The organism is Paenibacillus sp. BGI2013, from assembly GCF_002843485.1.
Lineage (GTDB): Bacteria > Bacillota > Bacilli > Paenibacillales > Paenibacillaceae > Paenibacillus > Paenibacillus amylolyticus.
In genome coordinates, this window is record NZ_PJFA01000017.1 from 118,704 (window position 1) to 125,428 (window position 6,725).

8 protein-coding genes are annotated in these 6,725 nt (G+C 45.1%); 7 read left to right on the top strand and 1 reads right to left on the bottom strand.

Annotation, left to right across the window (positions count from 1 at the left end):
* The first annotated feature begins 18 nt into the window (after positions 1-18).
* Complete coding sequence (locus CXK86_RS28450; RefSeq protein WP_101314958.1) at positions 19-1,986, top strand: BglG family transcription antiterminator; 1,968 nt, start codon at positions 19-21, stop codon at positions 1,984-1,986.
* A gap of 295 nt (positions 1,987-2,281) precedes the next feature.
* Here CXK86_RS28450 and CXK86_RS28455 read toward each other — a convergent pair whose 3' ends face one another.
* Positions 2,282-3,055, bottom strand: coding sequence for a sporulation protein (locus tag CXK86_RS28455; RefSeq protein ID WP_074094224.1), 774 nt, complete (start codon positions 3,053-3,055; stop codon positions 2,282-2,284).
* Positions 3,056-3,236: 181 nt separating this feature from the next.
* Between CXK86_RS28455 and CXK86_RS28460 the strand changes: the two genes are divergently transcribed.
* Genes CXK86_RS28460 through CXK86_RS28485 form a run of 6 tightly spaced genes read left to right on the top strand, consistent with a single transcriptional unit; the run spans position 3,237 to position 6,591 of the window.
* Positions 3,237-3,914, top strand: a complete 678-nt coding sequence (locus tag CXK86_RS28460; protein WP_101314959.1) for a class I SAM-dependent methyltransferase — start codon at positions 3,237-3,239, stop codon at positions 3,912-3,914.
* Between the two features lie 6 nt (positions 3,915-3,920).
* Entirely contained in the window at positions 3,921-4,361 is a 441-nt protein-coding gene (locus tag CXK86_RS28465; RefSeq protein ID WP_101314960.1) for a hypothetical protein, read from the top strand.
* Between the two features lie 21 nt (positions 4,362-4,382).
* Positions 4,383-4,922, top strand: a complete 540-nt coding sequence (locus CXK86_RS28470; protein WP_101314961.1) for a hypothetical protein — start codon at positions 4,383-4,385, stop codon at positions 4,920-4,922.
* Between the two features lie 8 nt (positions 4,923-4,930).
* A complete protein-coding gene (locus CXK86_RS28475; RefSeq protein WP_101314963.1) occupies positions 4,931-5,470 on the top strand; it encodes a GNAT family N-acetyltransferase in 540 nt (179 codons plus the stop codon).
* A gap of 47 nt (positions 5,471-5,517) precedes the next feature.
* Positions 5,518-6,042, top strand: coding sequence for a YfiT family bacillithiol transferase (locus CXK86_RS28480; RefSeq protein ID WP_091014954.1), 525 nt, complete (start codon positions 5,518-5,520; stop codon positions 6,040-6,042).
* A 33-nt stretch (positions 6,043-6,075) separates the two neighbouring features.
* Positions 6,076-6,591 carry a GNAT family N-acetyltransferase gene (locus CXK86_RS28485; RefSeq protein WP_101314962.1) on the top strand — a complete coding sequence of 172 codons (516 nt, stop codon included), beginning with the start codon at positions 6,076-6,078 and terminating at the stop codon, positions 6,589-6,591.
* Positions 6,592-6,725: the final 134 nt, after the last annotated feature.

Genomic DNA, 6,725 nt, shown 5'->3' on the forward strand with positions numbered 1-6,725 from the left:
GGGAGGTCGGATATCGGTATGATTTTTCCAACTAAACGGTTGAAAAAGCTGTTCCACCTCATTCATGGTGAAGGACAGGAACAGGCTTGGACGAGCCAAGCACTTGCAGACAGGCTGGAAGTTACTGTACGTACTATTCGGGATGATCTGAAAAAGCTGGATCATATCCTCGCGGGGCATGGCGGGAGCCTGGAATCCAAGCGTGGGCGGGGTTATTCCATTCGTGTGCATGATGCGAAGCGGTATAATGAGCTGTTGGAGGAACGGAAGGATGATGGGCAAAAAGGTGCTCCAGTACCTGGTTCGCCTGATGAGCGTATCCGTTATGAATTGTTTAAGCTGCTTGGTGAACCGGGTCATATCAAGATGGAAGACCTCGCTGATCAGCTGTTTATAAGCCGTGCAACAATGAACAATGATCTGAAAATCATTCGTCAGATTCTGGAGAACTACCAGCTTCAGCTTCAGATCAAGCCAGGACATGGTGTGAAGGTCGTCGGGGACGAGCACAGGTTCCGCTATTGCCTTGCCGAGTACGCCGATTCGCGAGATGAAGAACTGGGCCCCGAAGGAATGACCGTTGCACAGGAACGTTTGTTGTATCCAATCGAACCCGCGCACATCCGCGAGATCGTCATTCGCCATGTAGGCCAACAGGATGTTCGTATTGCAGATGTGGCACTGAAAGATCTGATTACGCATCTGGCTGTTATGGTATTACGTATTAAGCAGGGGCATGAACTGGAGCGATTCGAGAAAGTGGAGGCGAATGTTCAGGATCAGCAACTTGCACAGCAGATTATTCAGGATCTGGAGTTGTTATATTCCATTCACTGTCCAGTTGGAGAGCGAGATTATCTGCTGCTGCACATTGTTAGCAAAAAAATGACCGCTACCGATTGGAATGGACTTCGAAGTGACCCGTTATATCTTGCTGTACAGCAAATGTTGGGTCATATCTATGATCGGTACACCTATGATCTGCGTGATGATGAACGATTGCCGAATGATCTGTATGCCCATCTGAAGCCCATGATTACTCGCCTGGAACATGGCATGAATATGCGGAATCCACTGCTGGGACATATACGTAAATATTATCCACTCGCCTATGAGATTACGATAAGTGCAGTGAAACAGCTACAGACATACGTACCTCATGAGATCAATGACAGTGAGATTGGTTACCTGGCTCTTCATATTGGTGCAGCATTGGAACGTAAATACCAGATTCCTCATCGCAAACGGAAATCCGTATTACTCGTCTGTGGGTCAGGATACGGCACAGCCCGTATTCTTGAATCGAGATTGCGTTCGTTATTTGCCGAGCTGGAGGTCTCTCGTGTGGTTTCGCTACGGGAGTATGAGGAGATGGGGAGTGTACCCGAAGATTTGGTTATTTCCACGATCCGGTTACGTGAGTCCAAAGGCAAACCGTCGGCTGTCATTGCTGCGATTCCATCGGAACGAGACATGGCAACGATCACTCATCTGGTGCGAACCAGTGATGAGCAGGAGGAAATGACGCTACTGCGTTACTTTGATCCAGCGTTGTTCATGTTTCGGTCCGATCAGCCTGACAAAATGACACTTATGGCTGAGATGAGCGGAGCGCTGTTGGAGAAGGGAATCGTGACGGAGCAATTCTGGCCAGCTGTGCAGGAGCGGGAAAAGATGGCTTCAACCGCGCTTGGAAGAGGTATGGCGATTCCGCATCCCATGGAGCTGAGTTCAACTCGTACGACCGTATCGGTATGCCTGCTTGAGAAGCCGATTCCGTGGGATGAGGAGAATGAAGTACATGCTGTATTTATGTTATCTATCTGCAAAGAGGATTACGAACAGGCGATGGGGATATATGATCTGTTTGTAGAATTGATCCGGCAGGAGGAGCAACTGGAAAGCCTGCGATCCTGCGAAAGCTTCGATGCCTTTGCCCAACTTGTATGTGAAACGTTGAGTCTGAAAAGTACCGAAGTGTATTAATATATATATGTTCGCTAATGGATAATTACACGGACACTCCGAGTACAGAACAACCTTACGATCGCTGTTATCCCCAGATTTTTCTGATCCCCTTTTCGAAAGGGGAAAATCCGTGGATAAAGGCGAACGCTTTGCTTCTTCAAGTTATTTCTGTCCTCTCCGTTATCGTGTAATTGTTAAAGGGAACATATATAGATCAGCTCGTTACTATGTGAAACTGAACCAACCCAAAAACCGTCCTTCATCAGATTTGTCTGATAGAGGACGGTTTTTATTCGTTAACACAAACTATAGATTAGATATGTTTGGAAATGATTTCTTCTAGTCCTTGAGCGACAGAATGCGCCCCTCGCGCCAGATGTCTTTCATATAGATGCAGGCGGACAAAACTTTCATCCGTGCCCATCGCTTCCGAGAATATTCCACTGAGTCCACGAGCGCGGCGATCGATCTGTAATAGCAGCTCCAGCGAATCGCCCATGGGATAGAACAGCACTTCCAACTCATCCAGATGCCCACGAAACTTGTTTGTTGGTACAAATTCGAATTCCTGCACAAATGGCAGATTACCGCCCAGCTTCGGCGCATAGTCATTGGTTACTTCACGGAGCTTGAAACCAAGGATATCAATTGCATCGAGCACGGTGTTCATGTCTTTGCTAGGAACAACATGCAGTCTGTCCCGGTCTGAGGGGTCTACAGCACTTGAAATATCGAGGCCCGTCTCCACCCATACCTCTGCACGATGCAGTGTAATTGGCAGATTTTCTGGGAGGTCAAATGAAAAGTCTTTCTCCAATTTGGCTCCAGGCTGTAAGGTGAAACCTTCGGTGAGCAGATATTTGGCTATAACGGCTGTTTCTTTTACTTTACGATCATCGTGCTCCCGTATGTAATGGGTTTTGATTGAAAGATAGATTCGATCTACGTTCTGTTCCACATCTCCACCTTCAATGTACACAACCCCCGAGATGATTCCTCCAGGCGTGACCTCTGGTGTATGCAATTCCGTATTTACTTTGGCTGCTCCAACACCTACACTGGCTAACATTTTCTTGAAAAATGACATGCGCTCTACCTCCAGATCAGATGGTTTATTATATGGGATACATACGGCTTCGACCTTAATACGGAAGCTGGAAGAGAAGCGTTTCATATTTTAGCAAAGATATATCGTATATCCAAACAGGAGAATCGACGTACCTATGTCGAATGTTTAAATAAAGGGAATTTTTGTCAGGGGGAACTCTATGAGCATGGAATGGTACGATATGATTGCACAACGTAATGGGGGATACAAGGGTAGGGCTTTGTATACGCTGGAAGGTAACTCTGCTGAAGATATTTTTGAAGAGCGGTTGATTAAGCTTCTGCCTCAGTATACATCCGTGCTAGATGCAGGCTGTGGACATGGGGAGTTTACGTTGAAAATGTCGGAATATACCGATCACATTATAGGGGTTGATAATTCGGAAGAGATGATAAAGATAGCTCGGAACAGTCTTCATTCAAGCACGAAAACAAATGTGAAATTTGTCTGTGTAAGCACGAAAGAAAAGATGCCATTTGAAGATAAGCAATTTGGTCTGATCTATGATCGCAGAGGTCCAACTTCCATTATTGAGCATGGGAGATTGCTACAAAAGGGTGGAGTTATGATTGGTATTCATACGGATATAACAAAGGTACGTGAGCGTTTGGAAAGAAATGCGTTTAAGGATATCAAGATTGAGGAATATAACGAAGCACTTATGATTTTCTCGGATGAAAAAGAGTTTGCCATCTTTCTCTCCGATATCCCCGGAAACCCGGATTATACACAGCCTGAGTACCGGGAACAGCTGAAAGTCAAGCTGAAGGAGAACCGGGTTGATGGTAGAACTGCTGTAAGAGAATGCAAGTATATTTGGCAGGCCATAAGGAGCTGAAGCAGATTGAACACAGAATTTTCAGAACAGAAATATGGTGAAACGGGTGTCAAAACCAGCTTTGAGCAGATGGCGAACGGGGAACAGAAATATAAAATGATAACAGAAGACGGCAGTTATTATTGTAGAACCGTTGCCTCTTTCCAGGGAGCATGGCAAAACAGTCATGTACATATCAATCTAACGGAGTTTTATGTGGTGCAAACCGGATGGATTGCGTATGCCAGTTATGGAGACGATCAGATGTTTTCGATTCGAGTGGTGCGTGCAGGAGAGCACATCATTGTCCAACCTGGAATCCACCATAATATATACATGTCTGCACATAGCGCGATACATACCATCAAGCATGGATTGAATACCTCTAGTGATTGGATGACATCACCTGAGTTGGATAGGTTAACTCAATCTTTAACAGAGGAGGAGCTACTCCAGAAGTATGATTAACCAGACGGGAGGATCAGACAGATGCGTAAAAGTACAATATTTTGGATTACGGGAATAACGATAATCCTCTTGGTGACTCTGCTCATATACAGCTATGTTATTCCAAGTGTGAGTGCCCAGGATGTTGTGATGGCAGGCACGATCAGGCAGATTGATACGGATGTAGTTGAGGTAGAGTTAGAGATAACGCGAAAAAGAGAAGACAAGGACCAGCATATGGTGTATCCCGTTGTCCCTGGATGGGAAGGGGTCACATTCACTGAAGAACAAGATGATGCGTGGTACATGCCCTCGTCTGTTGGCAGCTCCTATCTTGATCAAGTCATTCTGGAAAAGTATCTGAAGGCCCAGGGGAAAAGCATGAAATCAGCTGATAATCTGATAGGATTTGCGATACCTGATGAGATAGGGAGTTACAAGTTGCGGTTAACGCTCAGATCTTTGGATGGAACGACTCAGCCGCTTGAGAATCCCATGGTGTATTATGTTCACAACGAGCATTTGTTAGGGAAGGATCTGAGTTGGGTTACGAGTGAGAATCTGAAGATCAATAAGGAGTAATCAGAATGATGAATGTATATGAATCGAATGAAATCACTGTACGTTTCTTGGACACAGAAGATGAACAACATCTGGTGAAGTGGCTGTCAGACCCGGAAGTTCTTCAATACTATGAAGGGCGTGATCGGCCGCATGATCTGGAACAGGTGAGAGAGCATTTTTACAATCAAAAAGATGGTGCTACTCGTTGTATCGTTGAGTATGGAGGACATCCGATTGGATACATTCAGTTCTATGAGCTTGAGGAAGAAGAGCGAACGGAGTATGGTTATGGAGACACGGATGAGATCATCTATGGAACGGATCAGTTTATTGGTGAGGTAGAATACTGGAATAGAGGCATTGGTACACAGTTGATGCAATCCATGCTGGCTTATCTGATTAATGAAAAACAAGCCCGTAAAGTGGTTATGGACCCTCAATCCTGGAACTTAAGAGCGATATCCTGTTACGAGAAATGTGATTTCCAAAAGATTAAGCTGTTGGAGAAACATGAGCAGCACGAAGGACAGATGCGAGACTGTTGGCTTATGGAATATGCCCTGTAGATCCTGCTTAAAGTTATTTGAATCATGTAAACAAGGAGGAATAAAGGATGGATGAAAGATTTCCGATAGGACCATTTGTACACACGGGTGAAGTTACTTTGGCACAGCGGGAGAAGTGGATTCAGGACATTGCTGAGTTGCCTGAACACGCACGAGAAGCGGTAAAGGGATTGAGTGAAGAGCAATTAAGTCTACCGTATCGAGAAGGTGGGTGGATGCTCAAACAGGTTATTCACCACATGGCAGACAGCCATATGAACAGTATGATTCGTTTCAAGTTGGCGCTGACAGAGGATACACCAACGATTCGGCCTTATTATGAAGAGCGCTGGGCTGAACTGAGTGATTCAAGAGACCTGGATGTCGAATTCTCGCTTCAGATTCTGGATGCCCTCCATCGTCGTTGGGTGTTTCTGTTAAACGCGCTGACAGATGCAGATTATGCCAAACAATTTTATCATCCCTCATCGGAAGAAACGACAAGACTGGATTACAATCTGGGCATGTATGCTTGGCATGGCAAACACCATGTTGCTCACATCACATCGCTTCGGGATAGATTGGGAATATAGCTATTAGAAATATCTTTCAAGGAGGATTCATCAATGAGTGTACATATCAGACTATTAAATGAGAACGATCCTGTAATCATATCAAAGGCGTTTCAGGAGCAGGGTTGGGGGAGATCCCCTGAGCAGTATCTTCATTACTTGGCTGAACAACAGAATGGGGAACGCGTAACCTTGGCAGCCGAGTTGAATGGAGAATTTGCCGGATACGTGAATGTATTGTGGAATTCCAGCTACCCGTCTTTCAGGGAACAAGGCATTCCCGAAATTAACGATTTTAATGTACTAATGAAGTTCCAGCGCCAAGGTATTGGTTCACGGTTGATGGACCGAGCAGAGGAAGTTATTCTGGAACGAACGGATGTAGCAGGCATTGGTGTAGGTGTGTTTTCCGATTATGGCAAAGCGCAAGTTCTATATGCCCATCGCGGGTACATACCAGACGGTCACGGTGTACACAAACATGATCATTACATTCAGCCGGGTGAAGAAACGATTATGGACGACGATGTTGTACTTTATCTTACGAAGAAGTTAAAAGCCACGCAATAAGTCTAATGTGGTATTATCCCCTTTAAGTAGACACTTGAAAAAACCTTCATGTTATCATGAGGGTTCAAGTGACACTTGGAGGGGATATTTTTATGGCCAAAAAAGGACAAACATTTCACACGTATACCGAAGAA